Consider the following 18,940-nt stretch of genomic DNA (forward strand, 5'->3'; position numbering starts at 1 on the left):
AATCTGTTATAGTAAATTAGCTAAAAATCTGTTATAATTATCTCAAACTAGGCAAGGAAAAAGGTGCTTATGGATTTTTGGACGCAATTGGCGAAATTGTCTTTTCTAGAGAGTGATCGCTTGTATTTAAGGCCAGTGACTTATGCGGATGCGTCAGCCTTTTTTGAGATTGTATCGGATGCCCAAGAGCTTTCGTTTATTTTTCCAGCAGTGGCAACTAAGTTCGAGAGTGATTACCTTTTGACCCATGCTTTTTTGAAAAATCCGCTAGGATGCTGGGCCATTTGCCTAAAAAATCAGGATCAAATGATTGGCTTTATTAAATTCGAGAATGTGACTTTAAGCGATGGCAAATCGGAATTGGGCTACTTTTTGCGGTCAGATTATCGTGGCAAGGGCTATATGACAGAAGCAGTCAGATTGGTCGCTTCGCGGGCACTGTCACAGTTAGGTTTAGAGTCTCTTTATATTGTGACTCACAGGGAGAATTTGGCTAGTCAGGCTGTTGCAAAAGCTACTTCCTTTGTCTTTAAAAAGTCATTTAAGGGCAGTGACCGTTATACCCATAAAATGCGTGAATATTGTGAATACCAAATAACTAAAGGTGATTATCATGAGTAAACATCAGGAAATTTTAGAGTATCTTGAGAAACTTGCTATTGGCAAGCGAGTGAGTGTCCGTAGTATTTCTAACCACTTAAAGGTTAGCGATGGGACAGCTTATCGGGCCATTAAAGAGGCGGAAAATCGTGGTATTGTTGAAACTAAGCCACGGAGTGGGACAGTTCGGGTTGAACGGAAAAACCGGATGCGCATTGACAAATTAACCTATACTGAAATTGCTAGAATTTCTAATTCTGAGGTTTTGGCTGGTCATGTGGGTCTCAGTCATGAGTTTTCGAAATTCTCTATTGGTGCCATGACCGAAAAAAATATTGGTCGTTACTTGGTTAAAGGGGGCCTTCTCATTGTTGGGGACCGTGAAGAAATTCAACTTCTAGCATTGAAAAATCATAACGCTATTTTGGTTACAGGTGGTTTCCCTATCTCAAATCGGGTTCTCTCAACTGCCAATCAGCTGGGTATTCCTGTCATGGTGACCCGTTACGATACCTTTACGGTTGCAACCTTGATTAACCATGCCTTGCTTAATTTCCGAATTAAGACGGATTTGAAGACTGTTGAGAGTGCTTTAATTCCACTAGATGATTATGGCTACATTCATGAGCTTGACTCTATTGCCAATTTTAACCGCTTGGCTAAGGCAACCAGTAATGTGCGTTTTCCAGTTCTTAATAAAGAGAATAGAATTTCCGGCGTTGTCAGCATGCGCGATATTGTTGGCCGTGAACCAAGCACCATTATTCGTGAGATTATGTCGCAGGATCCTATTGTGGTCTATCCGAAAACGAGCCTAGCTAATGTCGGGCAAAAGATGATTTTCGAAGATCTCAACATGTTACCTGTGGTCGACGACGATAACCGAGTTATGGGTGTTATTACTAGACGTCATGCTATGGATAATTTAAAAAAGAGCCCATCCATCAATCACAATACTTATAGTGAACAAATTGTTTCGGAATTAGAAGAATACAATCACTTTTTCCAATTAATTGTTGAACCAAATATGATTGATAGTACTGGTAACTTAGCTCAAGGGATAATTTCGGAAGTTCTGAAGGAAATCACTGTTAAAGTGCTGACTCGGAAATATCAAAAAAATATCATTATTGAGCAAATGATGATATACTTTTTACATGCTGCACAGATTGAAGATCAGTTAAAAATTTACCCGAAAATCATTACGGAAACCAGAAGAAGTGGTATAGTTGACTTTGAAATCTATATCAATAATCAAATTGTGGCAAAAGCAGTTATTACAAGTCGAATAAATTAAGTTAGTTTGAGGAGATAAAAAAGAATGATTACATTGAAATCTGCGCGTGAAATTGAGGCAATGGATGTTGCTGGGGATTTTTTAGCAAGTATTCATATTGGCCTTCGCCAGATTATTAAACCAGGTGTTGATATGTGGGAAGTTGAAGAATATGTTCGGAAACGCTGTAAGGAAGAAAATGTGCTTCCCTTGCAAATTGGTGTTGACGGTCATATGATGGACTATCCATATGCTACTTGTTGTTCTTTGAATGATGAAGTGGCCCATGCCTTTCCAAGACATTACATCCTAAAAGAGGGTGATTTGTTAAAGGTTGACACAGTCTTAAGTATGCCACTTGAAAAATCTATTGTGGATGTAGCAGCTTTAGATTTTGATAATGTTAAACAAATGAAAGCTTTGACTGAGCCTTATAAAGGTGGTTTGGCTGATTCTTGTTGGGCTTACGCTGTTGGTAAGCCTAGCCAAGAAGTAAAAGACTTAATGGATGTTACCAAAGAAGCCATGTATATTGGTATTGAAAAAGCTCAAGTTGGCAATCGTATTGGTGATATTGGTGCTGCCATTCAAGATTATGCTGAAAGTCGTGGCTATGGTGTCGTTCGTGATTTAGTTGGTCACGGTGTTGGGCCAACAATGCATGAAGAACCGATGGTACCAAATTATGGTGTCGCTGGACGTGGCTTACGCCTTAAAGAAGGTATGGTCTTAACTATTGAACCAATGATTAATACTGGCACTTGGGAAATTGATACGGATATGAAAACAGGATGGGCTCATAAAACCTTAGATGGTGGCCTATCTTGCCAGTATGAACACCAGTTTGTGATTACTAAAGATGGTCCAAGAATCTTGACCAGTCAGGGAGAAGAAAGAACTTATTAATATGGAAAAGAAGAAGAACTTTTTGACAAGATTAATAGAAAAATGGCAATATGAACCTGTTCAGGCCTTTATGAAACACTTTATCAGTGCCGAAATGGACCTGTCTTCTATAGCTGTGGCCTATTATCTGATATTAACGGTTTTTCCTCTCATCATTATTGCTGCTAATATTTTCCCCTATCTTAATATTGACATCTCAGACCTATTGAATTTAATGAAGCAAAACTTGCCAAGAGATATCTACAAACCTGCAGCCTCAGTTGTGACCAATATTTTCTCTAAACCAGCGGGTAGTATTTTGGGTATGGCGACAGTAGCCGGTCTTTGGACCATGTCTAGATCACTGACCTCCTTGCAAAAAGCTATCAATAAAGCCTATGGTGCATCACAACACAGAGATTTTTTAGTCGGACATATTATTGGCTTACTAATTAGTGTCTTCATCCTATTCTTATTAACCTTTGTCCTAATTTTTTCAACCTTTTCAAAGGCTGCTATTCAAGTCATGGATAAACATTATCATCTGAGTGATAATGTCACGTCACTCTTCTTAATATTAATCCAACCCATTACTATTACCATTATCTTTCTTGGTATCATGGTTCTTTATTTCCTATTACCAAATATCAAGATTCATAAGATTCGTTACATCTTACCAGGAACTTTCCTGACAGCATTTGTGATGACCTTTATGAGTAATATGGTTGCTAACTATGTGGTCCATAGTGTTGAACGCATGGTTGATATCAAAATGTTTGGGTCAATCATGATATTCATTATGATGCTTTGGTTTATATTTCTAGCTCGAATCTTGATATTTGGTGCTATTTGTAATGCTACTTATCAGGAATTAGACCAAGGGAAATTGGTCGGACGAAGAGGAAATGTAGCCTCCATTGTTGAACGCCTTTTTGGCAAAAAGAAAAAGTCGGAAACAAAAGAAAATCGAAATATAGATGAGAGCTAGGACATCATTGTCTTAGCTTTTTCTCATCTAGAAGTTCTGTCAGACTTATGATAAAATGTTAAGGATTGAACAAGGAGAAATCATGTTACTAAAATCCAATGTAAAAGCTTTAAAAGGGACAATCAGAGTTCCAGGTGATAAATCCATTAGCCACCGTGCTATTATTTTTGGTGCCATCGCTGAAGGTCTGACCGAAATTGAAGGGCTCCTAGAGAGTCAGGATGTCTTAGCTACAATAAGTGCTTTTCAAAAAATGGGCGTCCGCATTTATCAAAATAAGAATCGTTATCTAGTTGAAGGGCAAGGTTTTGCTGGTCTTAAGGAGCCTCAATCTTCTCTTGATATGGGGAATTCAGGGACTTCTATGCGACTCTTAGCTGGAATCTTAGCAGGTCAAGATTGGACAGTTACCCTCAAGGGCGACGCCAGCCTGAGCAAGCGCCCAATGGACAGAATTGCCATCCCACTAGAATTAATGGGTGCCAAGATTCAAGGCCAGGGGCAGCGCCATTTACCCCCGCTTAACCTAAAAGGTAGCTCTAAACTTAAAGCCATTTCCTATGACCTACCAGTTGCCTCTGCCCAAGTTAAATCAGCTATCTTATTTGCTGGCTTACAGACTACAGGCCAGACTCAACTAAAAGAAAAAGCCATTACACGTAATCACACCGAAGATATGATCAGGCTCTTTGGTGGGCGGATTGAACAGAATGGTAAGAAGATTAGTATTACAGGTCCACAAAAATTAAAAGGTCAAAAGCTCAGAATTCCAGGAGATATTTCTAGTGCCGCCTTTTGGTTAGTGGCAGGACTAATCGTTCCAGGATCGCAAATCATTCTGGAAAATGTCGGGATTAATGAGACAAGAACTGGAATTTTAGATGTCATCAAAGCCATGGGTGGCCAAGTAAATTATCTATCCGTTGATGCCAAAAGCAAATCAGCAACACTAGAAGTCTCATACTCGCAACTAAAAGGGACGGAAATTTCAGGTGACCTAATACCGAGATTGATTGATGAACTCCCAATCATAGCCCTTCTAGCAAGCCAAGCCCAAGGGCAAACCGTGATTAAGGATGCTGAAGAATTGCGCTACAAAGAAACGGATCGCATTTCAGTAGTAACGGATATCTTAAAAAAAATGGGTGTCCAAATCCAAGACTTGCCTGATGGCATGATCATTACAGGTGGCCAGCCCTTAAAAGCCTGCCAAGTTGATGCCCAATTAGATCACCGCATTGCCATGATGACAGTCATTGCAGCCCTTCTGGTAAAAGAAGGCAATGTCCAATTAGAGGGAGCAGAAGCAATTGCAACTAGTTATCCAGAATTCTTTAAGGATTTAGAAAGGTTAGAAAATGCCTAAAGTATTACTAGGTTTCATGGGAGCCGGCAAGACTACAATCGGCTGCCTCTTAGACGACCATTTTTTAGATATGGATATGATTATTGAAGAACGCATCGGCATGTCCATTTCCGATTTCTTTGCCCATAAAGGCCAAGCTGCCTTTCGAGAATTGGAATCAGCTCTGCTAGCAGAATTAATGATTCTCGACGAATCCTATATTGTTTCAACAGGAGGGGGAGTGGTGATCAGCGAAGCCAACCGTCAGCTATTACGGCAAAACCGTAAACATAATATTCTGCTCTCCGCATCCTTTGAAGTTCTCTATGACCGCATCAAAAAAGACAAGAATTTTCAGAGACCACTTTTTTTGAATAATTCTAAAGAAGATTTTCACGGTATCTTTGAGCGGCGCATGACCCTGTATGAGGGTTTATCGGATTTAATCATTAATGTTGACCATCGGACTCCTGAAGAAATTGTCCGAATTATTAAAAGTATTTAGGAAATTGTGCCAAAATTTAAGGAAGAACCTTGAGCAAAAAGCTTAAGGTTTTCTTAAGTTTTCTTAAAATCTTGATTTTTCACAGACAAGTCAGGGAAGTTACGTTATAATAGAAGTTATTGATAGTATTTGAGAGAGAAATACAGATAAGTAAATGGACATGATATGGCAAGACAAGGAAATAATGGTTTAAGTCACCATGAAGAACTAAGGTATTTTTACCTGCTGAGGAACTTGAGTTACCTCAGTGAAAATGAGGAAAGAGAATACCGTTATTTAAAATCCAAAATGGAGGCAGGCAAAGGGTCTGTTCAAGAAGAATACCAAGCTGAGAACCATCACGTTTTTCAGGATTTTTCTGCTAGTCAAAATCATTACCTAGAAGACTATCCAGAAGAGGAGCATTGGCAAGACGAAACACTCCCTAATGGTTTACCACTCTACCCAACTCAGGAACCCCTATCGCGTCGGGCAAAGAAAAAAGCAAAAGTCAAAAAAGAGGAGCCCCTTCCAGAATACCTAGTAGGAGCAGATCACTTTTATCAAGAACAGGAAGAATATGCCAAACCTCAAAATCATAAAAAGCCAAAGAAAAAAGGGCGTTGGAAAAGATATCTTAAACTTATAGGAATTCTCCTTTGTCTTATTCTGCTAGGTGCTATCTTTATGTTTGTTAAGGGGTATTTAGATATTTCAGCTAACAAAGATAAATACAAACCTGCTGTTACGGAAACCTTTAATGGTGTTGATAGTAAGGATGGTACAAATATTCTGGTATTAGGATCAGATCAAAGGGTGACGCAAACAACCAGCGAAGCTCGTACGGACACTATTATGGTGGTCAATGTTGGCAATAAAGATAATAAAATTAAGATTGTTAGCTTCATGCGCGATACCTTGGTAAATATTCCTGGTTATAGCTATAATGACAGTGACTCCTATGATTTAAAACTCAATTCTTCCTTCAGTTTTGGAGAACAAGATGATCATCAAGGGGCTGAGATGGTCAGAAAAACCTTGAAACATAATTTCGATATTGATTGTAAATATTACATGATGGTCGATTTTCAATCTTTTGCGGAAGCGATTGATACCTTGTACCCGAATGGAGTTGAAATTGATGCTAAATTTGCGACGATTTCAGGGGAAGCTGTTGACTCCGTTCAAGTGCCGGATGATTTGAGAATGAAAGATGGCGTTGTTCCAGAGCAAACCATCAAAGTAGGTAAACAACGAATGGATGGCCGTACACTTCTCAATTACGCCCGTTTTCGTAAGGATGATGATGGTGACTATGGTCGTACCATTCGTCAGCAACAAGTGATGGCAGCAGTCCTCTCACAATTGAAAAATCCTACTAAGTTGTTCACAGGTTCAGCTGCCTTAGGTAAACTTTATGCCCTAACTTCCTCTAACATTCCTTTCCCAATTCTTGTTCAAAAAGGCATCTCAACCCTTCCAAAAGGCTCAAATGTTGACCACATCACCATTCCCACTCAAGGAGATTGGGTAGATGAATTTGACATGTATGGAGGGCAAGCCCTCTACATCGATTTTTCCAAATATCAAAAAAAATTAAGTAAATTGGGATTACGTTAATTATGTTATAATGAAGAGTAACTAAGGTTGCTCTTTTTTAGTGCCAACCTTTCCCAAAGTAAAGGAAAAAACATGTTAAAGAAAAATGAAATTGTTGAAGTCGTTATTGAAGATTTAAGTCACCAAGGATCAGGTGTAGCCAAAGTTGACGGTTTCGTCTTTTTTGTGGAAAATGCTCTTCCAGGTGAACGAATTGCCATGCGCGTATTAAAACTCAATAAAAAGATTGGTTTTGGTAAAGTTGAAGAATACCTAGAAAAATCCCCACATCGCAATGAAGACCTAGACGCGGCTTATTTAAGAACAGGCATCGCAGACTTTGGTCATTTAGCATATGATCAACAATTGCTTTTTAAAGCCAAACAAGTTAAAGATAATCTCCATAAAACATCTGGTATTGATAGCGTAGAAGTCTTGCCGACCATTGGTATGGAGCAACCCTATGCTTACCGAAACAAGGCTCAAATCCCTGTTAGGCGTGTTAATGGTCAATTAGAAACAGGCTTTTTTAGAAAAAATTCCCATGATTTATTGCCAATCAGTGATTTTTACATCCAAGACAAAGAAATCGATAAATTAATTCTTTTCGTTCGTGACCTCTTACGCCGCTTCCAAGTTAGCCCTTATAATGAAGCAGACCAGTCCGGCCTGATTAAAAATTTGGTAGTCCGCCGTGGCCATTATTCTGGCCAAATGATGCTAGTCTTTGTCACAAGCCGTCCTAAAGTTTTCCGCGTGGATCAAATGGTACAAATGATTACAGAAGCCTTTCCGCAAGTCGTTTCCATCATGCAAAATGTTAACGATCAAAATGGCAATGCTATTTTCGGTAAGGACTTTAAAGTGCTTTACGGCCAAGACTACATCTCTGACAGCATGTTGGGCAACGACTACATGATTTCAGCCCAATCTTTCTATCAAGTTAATACTGTTATGGCTGAAAAACTCTACCAAACTGCTATGGATTTTTCAGAGTTGAGCCAAGATGACGTGGTTATTGATGCCTATTCAGGAATCGGAACCATTGGTCTTTCCTTTGCCAAAAAAGTCAAAAAAGTTTACGGCGTCGAAGTGGTCGAAGCTGCGGTCAAAGATGCTCAGAAAAATGCGGAACGAAATGGCATCCGCAATGCAACATTTGTAGTGGACACAGCAGAAGCAGCAATGGAAAAATGGAGCAAAGAAGGCATCAAGCCAAGTGTCATCCTAGTTGACCCACCACGCAAAGGCCTAACCGAAAGCTTTATCAAAGCCAGTGTCGCCATGGAACCAAAGAAAATCACCTATGTTTCCTGTAACCCAGCCACAATGGCGCGTGACATTAAACTCTACCAAGAACTAGGCTACGACCTCAAGAAAGTGCAGCCGGTGGATCTTTTTCCACATACGCATCACATTGAGACGGTTGCACTTTTGTCCAAACTAGATGTCGACCAACATATAAAAGTAAAATTAGATATGGACGAGCTAGATATTACTGCTTCTGAAAGCAAAGCGACCTATGAAGAAATTAAGGACTATGTTTTAAAGAAGAACGATATGAAGGTTTCTAATTTGTATATTTCACAGATTAAAAGAAAATGTGGCTTGGAAGTTGGCAAAAACTATAATGTATCTAAAAAAGAAAATCCAATTGTTCCAAATTGCCCACCTGAAAAGGAAGAAGCGATCAGAGAGGCTTTAGAGCATTTTAAAATGATTTAATTTGAAAATATTGAAAGCACTTTTGATCTAAGAATCAGAAGTACTTTTTTCTATGCTAGAAAACTTTCTAGTTATAACAGGCTGATAAATCATGCTTTATTTGATATAATAATCTTTAATAAGTAAAAGGTTTGAAAGCTAGAGGAAAATATGAATAAAAAAGAAAAAAGTGGACTATATGTCTTTATTTCAGCAGTAGCTATCAATGTCATTTCATCAATTATTTATGCAATTATTGAAAAGGTTGATTTTTTTACTGCCTTAAAAAGCATATGGAAAATATTAATTACATTTTTAGTAAATCTTTTATCAATAGAGCTTCGACTATGGCAAGTATTAGTTTTTTTACTAATATTAGTTTTTGTTAATAAGTTATATTTTGATATAAAAAGCAAATCTAAAGTAAATACTATTAGACCAGTTTTTATGGACTTTACTAATGGTGTTTATAAAGGGATTCATTATAAGTGGGAATTAGTTAAAACATACGATAATCGAATAAAAATAGAGAACTTTAGACCAATTTGCCATTGCGGAGCAGAGTTAACAACTAAAAGACAACATAATCATATATCCTATGGAAAAGAAAAATTATTTTGCGTTAATTGTGACGAAATAATAGAAGCAGATTTTGATTATGAAATAAAAGAAGATGCTAAATTGTATTTTAGTAATGAGTTGAATAAAAAAATTAATCAGTATAACGAATCTATACAAGTATAGAATAAGTGGTTGCTTAGTTAAGGGTGAAAGAAAATAATATGGCATTTAATTATAGTAATCTTTGGAAATTACTCGAAAAAAAGAAAATGAATAAAGAAGAATTAAGACAAAGCATAGGAATGTCTTCTGCTACATTAGCGAAGTTAGGTAAGAATGAAATTATAAGCATGGATGTTATAGCGAGAATTTGTGAAAGTCTTAAATGTGATGTTGGAGATATTGTAAGTTATGTGGAGGAAGACTAATGAGATTTTTAGATGAATTAGAAAAAGTATTAAAGGCTGATGAACGCTTTATTGGTGAGGATAATCAAGTAATAAAAACAAAAGTTTCGGATGCTGCAAGGGGGTCTCGTGTCATAATAATGACAGAGGCAAATAGTTCAGTAAAATCAAAGGTTTTGAAGCTTCTACCAAAGTTAGAAACTGAAGAAACTGATAGTTTATGTGCTTCTTAGAGCTATTATCCATTAAAATAATGGTTGTAAGTAGCACATAAGCCGAAGAGAAAAAGAGGTAGTGTATGCGATGGATATTAAAAATTATATTATTTCCGATTAGTCTTGTCTTATCAATTTTGACTGCTTTTCTGACATTCTTACTTGGTATAGGAACAGCGTTACTGTATATCGTTATGATGTTCTGTATATTTGGAGCGATAGCTTCTTTCATTCAAGGAGAAGTTGGGATAGGTATATCAGGCTTGGTTATTGGATTTCTATTTAGTCCTTATGGACTTCCGATGATAGGAGCAACTGTGATAGCGTTTATTGAATTGATAAATGATAAGATTAAAGAGGTGTAGACAAATTCAAATTTTTGGAGGTTCAGAGTATGGCTTCAAGTAAAGAATATTTAGATTTTATTTTAGAACAATTACCCGATTTGGAAGAAATAACATATCGTGCAATGATGGGTGAATATATAATTTATTATCGTGGAAAAATTGTTGGTGGAATTTATGATGATAGATTTTTAGTGAAGCCTGTTAAATCTGCAATAGAATATATGCCGAATGCAAAGTATGAGTTACCCTATGATGGAGCAAAGGAAATGCTGTTGGTAGATGATGTAGATAACAAAGAATTTCTAACTGGCTTATTCAATTCAATGTATGATGAGCTTCCAACACCTAAACCCAAGAAAAAGAAATAATAAAATTAGAACTTGTAGAGGTAAGCATTTGAAAGAGAATAGACCTGATTTTCGAGATATAAAATCATTTGAAGAATTTAACAGATACTACTGGTATCGAGACGAACTTTCACAAATTTGTAAATCCCTTGGATTGGAGTATAGATGTACAAAACAAGAGCTGAATCATATTATAGAACAATATTTTAAGGGAAATAGAATAGAAAAATTTTTGAGCAAAGGAAACAAAAATCAATCCAAAGTTGTAACATTAGATACACCGTTACTTGAATGCGGATTTTCTTTTAACCAAAAATTTAGAGATTATTTTTCAGTGGTAACAGGCGTTAATTCGTTTAAATTTAATGCTGATATGGCAACAGCTTGGCGAAAAGTAAAAAGGGATAACGATATAAAATTTACAATCCAAGATATGATTAAAATATACTATGGAGAATCAGACTATGCCAAATATGATAATTCAGTTTGCCAATGGAACCAATTTTTAAAAGATTTTTGTACAGATGAATTTAGCGAATATTATTCTAACAAGTTAAAAGCTGCAGCTATCCTTTGGAAAGAAGTTAGAGATTCAAAAAACGAAAAAATATATTCACGGGAACTTTTGAAAAAATATGAGGATAAAATAGAGGCGTACCATAAGTAAACAAATCCCAAGTTATAAGTTTCTATGAGATGAAACCTATAAAATTTGTACGGATATTGTAGGGTAGGAAAAGAAATCTTCCTCTATACTAAAATAAACCGAAAGAAAGGGGGATCGAAGTGAATATTATCAAGTCGTTTAACAATACGATTGATTATCTTGAAACAGTTCTTGATGATGAAATTGACGAAAAGAAAGTAACTCAGTTATCCGGATATTCGTATTCAATGTTCAGTCGCTTGTTTTCCATTCTGACCAAAACAACGCTCTCAGAATATTTAAGAAGCAGAAGATTAACAGAAGCTGCCGTTATCTTAAGAGATACGGACGAAAAGATTATTGATGTTGCTTTCAAATTCGGATATGAGTCGTCGGATTCATTTGGGACAGCGTTTAAGAATTTTCATGGATTTACTCCTTCTGAGGTAAGAAATGGGAAACCGTTTAAATTAGTATCACGAGTGCAATTAGCATTAAGTGTAAGAGGAGGAAGAAGTATGAATATTACAATTCAAAAGAAAAAAGCATTTACAGTTGGAGGGGTAAATGAACAAAACATCAGTTCATCGCTATGTCCGAGTGTTTGGGGTAAGCTATATGAAAAATATAGCCTCGATGAACTTGCAAGTTTGGGAAGCGGTCAGATTGTAGGTGTTTGTCATGATGTGGAAAATCCAAGCACAATAAACTATATGGCAGGATATATTGTTACAGACGCGGACAAAGCAAGAAGCATGGGCTTAGATGTTTTGGAAGTGGAAGAAGCGGAGTATGCCGTTGTAGAGTTAACAGGAAGTGTTCCGGATTGCATTCATAACGGGTGGAAATATGCGATGGAAGTCTTTTTCCCTGAGCATGGCTATGTTCATTCAGGAAAACCTGACTTTGAATATTATTATGAGGGCGATATGGATAGCAACGACTACAAAATGGAACTTTGGATTCCAATAACTAAAGCTTAAAAAACCAATTTGTCGAGCTGAATAAGATTAAATACTGAAGATACAAGGCGATTAAGAAATAGAAATCTTAGTCGCTTTTTCTTATGCAAAAAATTAAAAAGAGAGGAGGTGTGAGAAGTGGAATTTGATTATTTTTATAACCGGGACGGAGACCGTTTCAGCTACTATATGCTACCTAAAATCATAGTAACTGATGAAAGGTTTAAGAACTTATCATCGGATGCAAAGATTTTGTATGCTTGTCTCTTGGAGCGAACAAGTCTGTCTTTAAGGAATAAATGGCTTGATGAAGAAAACAGAGTATATATCATCTTCACTGTGGAAGAGATTATGGAGATTTTAGGAAGATCTAATAAGACCGCAGTCAAAATCCTTAATGAGCTTGATAGCACCTCGGGAGGTATAGGGCTTATCGAAAGAAAGAAACGAGGTCTTGGAAAGCCCAACATTATCTATGTTAAAGACTTTATGAGTGTATTTCGCTGTGAGTGTAAAAATTACACTTCAGAAGTGAAGAATTTACACTTAAGAAGTGTAGAAACTACACCTCAAGAAATGAAGAATGTACACGGAAGTAATCCTAATAGAAATAATACTGAATATAGTAATCCTGATATGAGTTTAGGGAAAGCTACTTATGGAACATTTCAAAATGTCTTTTTAACAGAGGCTGAAGTAACAGACCTAAAAGAGATATTACAAAGTCTATTTGATAATTATATTGAAAGGCTTTCAACCTACATTCAAAGCACAGGAAAGACCTACAAAGACCACAAAGCAACTATTCTTTCCTGGTTCTATAAAGACCGGGGAAGCATTAAGCAAACAAATAAAGCTAAGTCATATAGCTTAGAAGATTATGAGATGGGAGATTATTTGTGATGAAAGAAATGGCTGAGATTTTAATCGAGGGCGTTAGATACAGCTTCGATCCTGAAACGGAGTATATGAAAGACGGACACGCCTATTGTAAAACTTGCCACGAAAGAAAAGATGGCGAAGTTAAAAGCCTTATGGATATGAAATTTATCTTTAAAAATAACTGCAAATGCGATAGGGAAAGATTTGAAAAACAGAAGCAAAGAGAAAAGGAACAAGAGATTGAGCGGCTTAAAAGAAGCTGCTTTATTTCAATGAGCCAATGGGCTTATACCTTTGATAACTACAAGGGCGAGAAAGACAAAAGCTATATCATAGCGAAAAATTATGTAAAAGAATACGAGCAGATGAAAAAAGAAAATATCGGCTTACTCTTTTGTGGAACAGTCGGAAGCGGAAAGACCTATCTTGCCTGCTGTATCGCAAATGCTCTTATTGAAGAATATATGATAAGGGTCAAAATCAGAAACTTTGCTCAGATAATTAACGATCTACAAAAGAGCGGATTTGACTTAGATAAGAACGAATATATAGAAAGCTTAACCAATGTTTCCGTGCTTATCTTAGATGACCTTGGAATTGAGCGTGATACAAGCTATGCCAAAGAACAGGTATATAACATCGTAAACAGTCGCTATCTAAAGCAAAAGCCGACAATCTTCACGACAAACTTACCCTACGAAAAAATACAAAATTCAGATGACGGTGTTGAATATGAGAGGATTTATTCAAGAATTATCGAGATGTGTATTCCCGTTAAGGTAATGGGAGAAGATTTCAGAAAGAGGCTACAAAAAGAAAAGTTAAAGCAAAGCAAGGAAAGACTGCTAAAGGGAGGTGAAAGAACTTGATTAACGAAGAAGTTTCAAGCAAAGCCATAAACTTGGAAGTAAGGCTTGCCAAAGCTACGGCAAAAGAATTATTCAAGATACTGAAAAAATTGCTTCAGCAAGCAGAAAAGCTCGGTGGATTTGATAAGTTCATCAAGGCTGAGGGAAGTGAAGTAAAACTTAAAGATATGGTTAAGAAAGGACAGCTTGAGGAGTTGAATGTTAAAGACGAAGAACTAAAGGAGCTGAAGAAAGAACTGAATAAGCACGGCGTTAAATTTTCGGTTATGAAAGATAAGGAGACCGGAACACATTCGGTATTCTTTCAGGCGAAAGACACTAAGGTCATGAATAAGGCTTTTCAAAATGTACTTTCCTGTATTGAGAAAAAGGAGAAAACCAAAGAGTCCATTCATAAAAATATTGAGAAATTCAAGGAGATGGCAAAAGACACTATTACTAAAGACAAAGTTAAGAATAAGCAAAAGGAGCAGAGCTTATGAGTAATTTAATAACATTTGAAAATATGAAATTCGGGAAACTCACTGTAATCGAAAAAGACGGTGAGTTTTTCTTTATTGGGAAAGAAGTTGCTGAAAAATTAGGATATGTAAAACCATTAAATGCAGTAGAAAGGCATGTAGAAAAAGATGACTCCCTAAAACAGGGACTCATCGACAGAATTGGTAGAGTTCAGGAAACAATAATAATTAATGAGTCAGGATTATATTCTCTTATCCTTTCTTCCAAGTTGCCACAAGCAAAAGAGTTTAAGCGTTGGGTTACAAAAGATGTGCTTCCGAGCATTCGCAAAAACGGCGGATATATCAGAAATCAAGAGAATTTATCAAAAGAAGAGATACTCGCCAATGCGGTGCTTCTTGCTAATAATCTCATTGCCGAAAAGGAGAAAGTGATTGAGGATTTAGAACCGAAAGCCAAGTATTTTGATGAACTGGTGGATAATAACTTGCTTACTAATTTCAGGAATACGGCAAAGGAGCTTCATATACCGCAAAAGGTATTCATTCAATTTCTGATAGATAAGGGGCTTATTTATCGGGATAAGAAAAACAGGCTTCTTCCTTATGCTAAAAACAACAAAGGATATTTTGAAATTAAAGAATGGTGTAGAAACGATAATGATGCGGTTGGTATTCAAACCTTTGTAACACCTAAAGGAAGACACTTTCTATTGCTCTTGATTGGAGGTGATGATACTTGTGATTGATAAGATACTAAAAGATATAAAAGGCTTGTTCAAAGTGCAGGATAAGGCGAAGTTTCTAAAGCAGAACATTCCCTATCTTGCATTTTTCTATATAGGCAACATCTTTTCTCATCATATAAGAGCTTATGTAGGTGGCGATATTATCGACAAAATCTTTCAGGGGATATTAGAGCTTAACACAATAAGCTTTTTTCCAAGTGTCCACCCAATGGATATATTAACGGGAATTGCTATAGCTGCTTTAATCAAATGTATTGTCTATACTAAGGGTAAAAATGCTAAAAAGTTTAGACAGGGAAAAGAGTATGGTTCAGCAAGATGGGGAAATAAGAAAGATATTGAGCCATACATGGATGAAAAGTTTCAAAACAATATCTTACTTACCCAAACAGAGCGATTAACCATGAATGGCAGACCTGCTAATCCGAAATATGCAAGAAACAAGAATGTACTTGTAATCGGTGGATCAGGAAGTGGTAAGACAAGATTTTATGTAAAACCGAACCTTATGCAGATGCACAGTAGCTATTGCGTAACCGATCCGAAAGGAACGATAATCCTTGAATGTGGCAAGATGCTTGAAGACAATGGATATGAGATTAAAATCTTAAATACCATTAACTTCAAAAAGAGTATGAAATACAATCCTTTTGCCTATATTCGTTCTGAGAAAGATATTCTGAAATTGGTACAGACAATCATTGCAAATACGAAAGGAGAGGGAGAAAAAGCAGGTGAGGATTTTTGGGTGAAAGCCGAAAAACTCTACTACACAGCCCTTATAGGATACATCTTCTATGAAGCTCCAAGAGAAGAAAAGAACTTTGCAACACTCCTTGATATGATAGACGCTTCCGAAGTCAGAGAAGATGACGAAACCTATATGAATCCGATAGATAGGCTCTTTGAAGCACTTGAAAAGAAAGAACCTACACACTTTGCAGTAAAGCAATATAAAAAATACAAATTGGCTGCGGGAAAAACGGCGAAGTCTATTCTTATATCATGTGGTGCAAGGCTTGCTCCCTTTGATATTCAGGAACTTAGGGACTTGATGAGTGAAGATGAACTTGAGCTTGATACACTTGGAGATAGGAAAACAGCACTCTTTGTTATTATCTCCGATACCGATGATACCTTTAACTTTGTAGTGTCTATTATGTATTCACAGCTATTTAATCTTTTATGTGATAAGGCAGATGATGAGTACGGAGGTAGACTTCCTGTTCATGTGAGATGCCTACTTGATGAGTTTGCAAATATCGGCTTAATTCCAAAGTTTGAGAAGCTCATAGCCACAATCAGAAGTAGAGAGATTTCAGCAAGTATTATCTTACAGGCACAATCTCAGCTAAAGGCAATCTATAAGGATAATGCCGATACTATTGCAGGTAACTGTGATAGTACCTTGTTTCTCGGTGGAAAAGAGAAAACTACACTTAAAGAGCTTTCCGAAACGCTTGGTAAAGAAACGATAGACCTTTACAATACATCAGAAACAAGGAGCAATCAAAAGAGCTTTGGACTTAACTATCAAAAGACAGGTAAGGAGCTGATGAGTCAAGATGAGATAACCGTAATGGACGGAAGCAAATGTATCTTTCAGCTTCGAGGTGTAAGACCTTTTCTTTCAGATAAATTTGATATTACAAAGCATAAGAACTATAAGCTCCTTGAGGACTATGACAAGAAGAATTTGTTTGACATAGAAAATTACATCAAGCGAAGAGGAAAAGTAAAAATGAACGGCGAAACCGTTATTACCAGAATGCAGTAAGTCTAAAAAAAGATTTGCTGCTTTTTTCATATCAGAAATCAGGAGGATAAGATGATAAGGATAAGAAGTCCCACTTTTAAGAGAAAATTTTATAGAATAAACACTTTGCGATTGAGAAGAATTTTTCAGTCGCTTTTTTAATTTTGGAGGAAAAAATGAATAAAGAAATGATTAATATTAACGCCAATCTCATCAAGGAGCCGACTTTTGGAAGCTTCATGAAAGATGACAAAGAGGTACAGGTTGTAAACTTTACTCTTGCTAAAGGATATGGCAAAGGAAAAGAGTATATCAACTGTGCCGCTTATGGCGATAAGGCAGAGGCAGTCAAAGAGTTTAAGGAGGATGACTTCATTCACATCTATGGCTACTTCAGTAAAAGAGTTAAAAATGGCAAGACTTATAAAAATTTCATTGTAATGTCTTGCAACAAAATCGAAAAGAAAGAAGAGAACGAGGAGGAATAAATCATGGAATTTTTCGCACAGGCAGTAAATGTATTAAAGATTTTAGTTATGGCAGTAGGAGCAGGACTTGGAGCATGGGGGGGTATTAACCTGATGGAAGGTTATGGTAACGACAATCCTGGAGCGAAGTCTCAGGGTATCAAGCAATTGATGGCGGGCGGAGGTATTGTCCTTATCGGACTTAAGCTTATCCCACTTCTTGCAAATGTCTTAAAGTAAGGAGATAGCCTATGTTTGGGATTTTCGACAAGATAGAAGAGTTTTTCAAAGATCTTCTGCTCGGCGGAATCCAGGCAAACTTGGAAGATATGTTCCTTGACATTAACAATCAAGTCGGAAAGATGGCAACGGATGTGGGACAAACGCCTATGGGCTGGAACTCGGAAGTATTTAGCTTTATCAAAAGCATAAACGACTCTGTGATTATCCCGATTGCAGGGTTGATTATTACGGCAGTGCTTTGCATTGAACTCATCAATATGGTTATGCAAAAGAACAATATGCACGACACGGATACTTTCGAGTTCTTTAAATACATCATCAAGATGTGGATTGCCGTATGGCTTGTATCTCACGCCTTTGATTTTTCGATGGCGGTATTTGATGTCGCACAAAATCTGGTAAACAAGGCAGCAGGAGTGATTAACACTTCTGCTGTTGTTACCGGAGATGAAATTGTGGCGATGGTAGATGGCTTAAAAGAAAAAGGCTTAGGAGAGCTGCTCGGCATACTTCTTGAAACATCAATGGTAAAACTGGCAATACAGGCGGTTTCAATCGTCATTATGCTTGTGGTTTACGGAAGAATGTTTGAGATATATATCTACGCATCAGTTTCCGCAATACCATTTGCCACAATGGGAAATAAAGAGTGGGGGCAAATTGGAAATAATTATATAAAAGGTTTGTTCGCACTTGGATTACAGGGACTGTTTTTAATGGTTTGCTTCGGCATATACGCCGTTCTAATAAAAACGATAGAAATTACAGATATTCATGCAAGCATCTTTGCCGTACTTGGCTATTCGGTGTTGCTTGGCTTAATGCTTCTAAAGAGCGGAACACTTGCTAAAAGCGTGATGAATGCACATTAAGGAGGAAAAAATATATGAGAAAAAATATTTGTATGTACGGTATTGCGGCAGTTTCACTTATTGGAATTGTAACGGCTGCTGTTTCCGAAAAGAGGTTCAGAAAGAAGATTAAAAGAGAAATTTCCGACATCAAAATGTTTCAAAGCGTGGAAAATGACTTTCTAAATCGCCACAGCAAAATAGTGGCAGAGGAGCTTGAAGATATAATAGATGAAATCGGCACTGTCTATGAGCATTTTGAGGAAATAGAAAATATCAGAAACTGTGGGAGGTAA

At 36.9% G+C, this 18,940-nt stretch carries 24 protein-coding genes; all 24 read left to right on the top strand.

Annotated features, from left to right (window positions below; genetic code table 11):
• Positions 1–69 precede the first annotated feature (69 nt).
• The 24 genes from A9Q68_RS01025 to A9Q68_RS01140 all read left to right on the top strand — a co-directional run bounded on the left by A9Q68_RS01025 (position 70) and on the right by A9Q68_RS01140 (position 18,940).
• Positions 70–621, top strand: coding sequence for a GNAT family N-acetyltransferase (locus A9Q68_RS01025; protein WP_071792806.1), 552 nt, complete (start codon positions 70–72; stop codon positions 619–621).
• Positions 614–1,897 carry a CBS-HotDog domain-containing transcription factor SpxR gene (gene spxR, locus A9Q68_RS01030; protein ID WP_071792807.1) on the top strand — a complete coding sequence of 428 codons (1,284 nt, stop codon included), beginning with the start codon at positions 614–616 and terminating at the stop codon, positions 1,895–1,897. Before A9Q68_RS01025 ends, spxR begins: the two co-directional genes overlap by 8 nt.
• Before the next feature lie 24 nt (positions 1,898–1,921).
• Entirely contained in the window at positions 1,922–2,782 is an 861-nt protein-coding gene (locus A9Q68_RS01035) for a methionyl aminopeptidase (protein ID WP_071792808.1), read from the top strand.
• A gap of 1 nt (position 2,783) precedes the next feature.
• On the top strand, positions 2,784–3,749 hold the full coding sequence (locus A9Q68_RS01040; protein ID WP_071792809.1) for a YihY/virulence factor BrkB family protein: 966 nt from the start codon (positions 2,784–2,786) through the stop codon (positions 3,747–3,749).
• A gap of 82 nt (positions 3,750–3,831) precedes the next feature.
• A complete protein-coding gene (gene aroA / locus A9Q68_RS01045; protein WP_071792810.1) occupies positions 3,832–5,115 on the top strand; it encodes a 3-phosphoshikimate 1-carboxyvinyltransferase in 1,284 nt (427 codons plus the stop codon).
• On the top strand, positions 5,108–5,599 hold the full coding sequence (locus A9Q68_RS01050) for a shikimate kinase (protein WP_071792811.1): 492 nt from the start codon (positions 5,108–5,110) through the stop codon (positions 5,597–5,599). The genes aroA and A9Q68_RS01050 overlap by 8 nt, the downstream gene beginning before the upstream one ends.
• Before the next feature lie 165 nt (positions 5,600–5,764).
• Positions 5,765–7,198, top strand: a complete 1,434-nt coding sequence (locus A9Q68_RS01055) for an LCP family protein (protein ID WP_071792812.1) — start codon at positions 5,765–5,767, stop codon at positions 7,196–7,198.
• A gap of 72 nt (positions 7,199–7,270) precedes the next feature.
• Positions 7,271–8,902 carry a 23S rRNA (uracil(1939)-C(5))-methyltransferase RlmD gene (gene rlmD, locus A9Q68_RS01060; protein WP_071792813.1) on the top strand — a complete coding sequence of 544 codons (1,632 nt, stop codon included), beginning with the start codon at positions 7,271–7,273 and terminating at the stop codon, positions 8,900–8,902.
• A gap of 150 nt (positions 8,903–9,052) precedes the next feature.
• On the top strand, positions 9,053–9,625 hold the full coding sequence (locus A9Q68_RS01065) for a hypothetical protein (protein ID WP_071792814.1): 573 nt from the start codon (positions 9,053–9,055) through the stop codon (positions 9,623–9,625).
• Between the two features lie 38 nt (positions 9,626–9,663).
• Positions 9,664–9,870 carry a helix-turn-helix domain-containing protein gene (locus A9Q68_RS01070; RefSeq protein ID WP_071792815.1) on the top strand — a complete coding sequence of 69 codons (207 nt, stop codon included), beginning with the start codon at positions 9,664–9,666 and terminating at the stop codon, positions 9,868–9,870.
• The gene (locus A9Q68_RS01075) at positions 9,870–10,082 is read left to right on the top strand and encodes a hypothetical protein (RefSeq protein WP_071792816.1); all 213 of its coding nucleotides are present in this window, start codon (positions 9,870–9,872) and stop codon (positions 10,080–10,082) included. Before A9Q68_RS01070 ends, A9Q68_RS01075 begins: the two co-directional genes overlap by 1 nt.
• A gap of 65 nt (positions 10,083–10,147) precedes the next feature.
• The gene (locus A9Q68_RS01080; protein ID WP_071792817.1) at positions 10,148–10,429 is read left to right on the top strand and encodes a CD1845 family protein; all 282 of its coding nucleotides are present in this window, start codon (positions 10,148–10,150) and stop codon (positions 10,427–10,429) included.
• Positions 10,430–10,458: 29 nt separating this feature from the next.
• Entirely contained in the window at positions 10,459–10,779 is a 321-nt protein-coding gene (locus A9Q68_RS01085; RefSeq protein WP_071792818.1) for a TfoX/Sxy family protein, read from the top strand.
• 28 nt (positions 10,780–10,807) lie between these two features.
• Complete coding sequence (locus A9Q68_RS01090; RefSeq protein ID WP_071792819.1) at positions 10,808–11,425, top strand: SAP domain-containing protein; 618 nt, start codon at positions 10,808–10,810, stop codon at positions 11,423–11,425.
• Positions 11,426–11,544: 119 nt separating this feature from the next.
• Positions 11,545–12,387, top strand: coding sequence for an AraC family transcriptional regulator (locus A9Q68_RS01095; protein WP_071792820.1), 843 nt, complete (start codon positions 11,545–11,547; stop codon positions 12,385–12,387).
• Between the two features lie 117 nt (positions 12,388–12,504).
• Complete coding sequence (locus A9Q68_RS01100) at positions 12,505–13,269, top strand: replication initiator protein A (RefSeq protein ID WP_071792821.1); 765 nt, start codon at positions 12,505–12,507, stop codon at positions 13,267–13,269.
• An 8-nt stretch (positions 13,270–13,277) separates the two neighbouring features.
• Positions 13,278–14,117: an ATP-binding protein gene (locus A9Q68_RS01105; RefSeq protein WP_447444103.1), complete on the top strand. Its 840-nt coding sequence runs from the start codon at positions 13,278–13,280 to the stop codon at positions 14,115–14,117.
• Positions 14,114–14,599 (top strand): PcfB family protein, encoded by a 486-nt coding sequence (locus A9Q68_RS01110; RefSeq protein ID WP_071792823.1) that lies wholly within the window; start codon positions 14,114–14,116, stop codon positions 14,597–14,599. The genes A9Q68_RS01105 and A9Q68_RS01110 overlap by 4 nt, the downstream gene beginning before the upstream one ends.
• On the top strand, positions 14,596–15,327 hold the full coding sequence (locus A9Q68_RS01115) for a phage antirepressor KilAC domain-containing protein (protein WP_071792824.1): 732 nt from the start codon (positions 14,596–14,598) through the stop codon (positions 15,325–15,327). Before A9Q68_RS01110 ends, A9Q68_RS01115 begins: the two co-directional genes overlap by 4 nt.
• Positions 15,320–17,104 carry a VirD4-like conjugal transfer protein, CD1115 family gene (locus A9Q68_RS01120; RefSeq protein WP_071793704.1) on the top strand — a complete coding sequence of 595 codons (1,785 nt, stop codon included), beginning with the start codon at positions 15,320–15,322 and terminating at the stop codon, positions 17,102–17,104. The genes A9Q68_RS01115 and A9Q68_RS01120 overlap by 8 nt, the downstream gene beginning before the upstream one ends.
• A gap of 155 nt (positions 17,105–17,259) precedes the next feature.
• The gene (locus tag A9Q68_RS01125) at positions 17,260–17,571 is read left to right on the top strand and encodes a single-stranded DNA-binding protein (RefSeq protein WP_071792825.1); all 312 of its coding nucleotides are present in this window, start codon (positions 17,260–17,262) and stop codon (positions 17,569–17,571) included.
• Between the two features lie 3 nt (positions 17,572–17,574).
• Positions 17,575–17,790 (top strand): Maff2 family mobile element protein, encoded by a 216-nt coding sequence (locus A9Q68_RS01130; RefSeq protein WP_071792826.1) that lies wholly within the window; start codon positions 17,575–17,577, stop codon positions 17,788–17,790.
• 11 nt (positions 17,791–17,801) lie between these two features.
• Positions 17,802–18,665, top strand: coding sequence for a VirB6/TrbL-like conjugal transfer protein, CD1112 family (locus A9Q68_RS01135; RefSeq protein ID WP_009529533.1), 864 nt, complete (start codon positions 17,802–17,804; stop codon positions 18,663–18,665).
• Between the two features lie 14 nt (positions 18,666–18,679).
• Positions 18,680–18,940: a hypothetical protein gene (locus A9Q68_RS01140; protein ID WP_071792827.1), complete on the top strand. Its 261-nt coding sequence runs from the start codon at positions 18,680–18,682 to the stop codon at positions 18,938–18,940.

Source organism: Streptococcus bovimastitidis, from assembly GCF_001885095.1.
Lineage (GTDB): Bacteria > Bacillota > Bacilli > Lactobacillales > Streptococcaceae > Streptococcus > Streptococcus bovimastitidis.

Bases quoted from the DNA above. Each gene is read 5' to 3' on its own strand.
- A9Q68_RS01025 (WP_071792806.1), top strand. From the start codon at position 70: ATGGATTTTTGGACGCAATTGGCGAAATTGTCTTTTCTAGAGAGTGAT.
- spxR (WP_071792807.1), top strand. From the start codon at position 614: ATGAGTAAACATCAGGAAATTTTAGAGTATCTTGAGAAACTTGCTATT.
- A9Q68_RS01035 (WP_071792808.1), top strand. From the start codon at position 1,922: ATGATTACATTGAAATCTGCGCGTGAAATTGAGGCAATGGATGTTGCT.
- A9Q68_RS01040 (WP_071792809.1), top strand. From the start codon at position 2,784: ATGGAAAAGAAGAAGAACTTTTTGACAAGATTAATAGAAAAATGGCAA.
- aroA (WP_071792810.1), top strand. From the start codon at position 3,832: ATGTTACTAAAATCCAATGTAAAAGCTTTAAAAGGGACAATCAGAGTT.
- A9Q68_RS01050 (WP_071792811.1), top strand. From the start codon at position 5,108: ATGCCTAAAGTATTACTAGGTTTCATGGGAGCCGGCAAGACTACAATC.
- A9Q68_RS01055 (WP_071792812.1), top strand. From the start codon at position 5,765: ATGGCAAGACAAGGAAATAATGGTTTAAGTCACCATGAAGAACTAAGG.
- rlmD (WP_071792813.1), top strand. From the start codon at position 7,271: ATGTTAAAGAAAAATGAAATTGTTGAAGTCGTTATTGAAGATTTAAGT.
- A9Q68_RS01065 (WP_071792814.1), top strand. From the start codon at position 9,053: ATGAATAAAAAAGAAAAAAGTGGACTATATGTCTTTATTTCAGCAGTA.
- A9Q68_RS01070 (WP_071792815.1), top strand. From the start codon at position 9,664: ATGGCATTTAATTATAGTAATCTTTGGAAATTACTCGAAAAAAAGAAA.
- A9Q68_RS01075 (WP_071792816.1), top strand. From the start codon at position 9,870: ATGAGATTTTTAGATGAATTAGAAAAAGTATTAAAGGCTGATGAACGC.
- A9Q68_RS01080 (WP_071792817.1), top strand. From the start codon at position 10,148: ATGCGATGGATATTAAAAATTATATTATTTCCGATTAGTCTTGTCTTA.
- A9Q68_RS01085 (WP_071792818.1), top strand. From the start codon at position 10,459: ATGGCTTCAAGTAAAGAATATTTAGATTTTATTTTAGAACAATTACCC.
- A9Q68_RS01105 (WP_447444103.1), top strand. From the start codon at position 13,278: ATGGCTGAGATTTTAATCGAGGGCGTTAGATACAGCTTCGATCCTGAA.
- A9Q68_RS01115 (WP_071792824.1), top strand. From the start codon at position 14,596: ATGAGTAATTTAATAACATTTGAAAATATGAAATTCGGGAAACTCACT.
- A9Q68_RS01125 (WP_071792825.1), top strand. From the start codon at position 17,260: ATGAATAAAGAAATGATTAATATTAACGCCAATCTCATCAAGGAGCCG.
- A9Q68_RS01130 (WP_071792826.1), top strand. From the start codon at position 17,575: ATGGAATTTTTCGCACAGGCAGTAAATGTATTAAAGATTTTAGTTATG.
- A9Q68_RS01135 (WP_009529533.1), top strand. From the start codon at position 17,802: ATGTTTGGGATTTTCGACAAGATAGAAGAGTTTTTCAAAGATCTTCTG.
- A9Q68_RS01140 (WP_071792827.1), top strand. From the start codon at position 18,680: ATGAGAAAAAATATTTGTATGTACGGTATTGCGGCAGTTTCACTTATT.